Source organism: Flavobacterium sp. LC2016-13, assembly GCF_009707955.1.
In the GTDB taxonomy this organism is placed as follows: Bacteria; Bacteroidota; Bacteroidia; order Flavobacteriales; family Flavobacteriaceae; genus Flavobacterium.
This window is the reverse complement of record NZ_WMDQ01000048.1, coordinates 1-573: the sequence shown is the minus strand read 5'-3', so window position 1 is coordinate 573 and position 573 is coordinate 1. Positions and strand designations below refer to the sequence as shown.

1 protein-coding gene is annotated in these 573 nt (G+C 40.5%); it reads left to right on the top strand.

Annotation, left to right across the window (positions count from 1 at the left end):
• Positions 1 to 573: tandem-95 repeat protein (locus GKZ86_RS25190; protein ID WP_154785766.1), on the top strand; the 573-nt coding region annotated here is incomplete at both ends.

Here is a 573-nt window from a genome sequence, read left to right as displayed (position 1 = left end):
ACAATCACTTCAATAAACGGAACAACTTTAACAGGCGGAGTTCAGAGTATTTCAGTTACAAACGGAACTGTAAATATCTCAGCGACAGGTGTGATTACTTTTACACCGACAACCAACTTTAATTCGGCTACGGCAATCAGTATTCCTTATGTCATCAGCGATGGACATGGCGGAACGGCTACAGCCAATGAACTGATTACCGTTACCCCAGTAAATGATAATCCAGTAGCAGTTAATGATAATTATACTGTTGCCGAAGATGCAACTGTAACGTTAACCCCATTAGCATTAGATTCAGATGTTGATGGAGATACTTTAACAATCACTTCAATAAACGGAACAACTTTAACAGGCGGAGCTCAGAGTATTTCAGTTACAAACGGAACTGTAAATATTTCTGCGACAGGTGTGATTACTTTTACACCGACAACCAACTTTAATTCGGCTACGGCAATCAGTATTCCTTATGTCATCAGCGATGGACATGGCGGAACAGCTACAGCCAATGAACTGATTACCGTTACCCCAGTAAATGATAATCCAGTAGCAGTTAATGACAATTACACTGTTGCC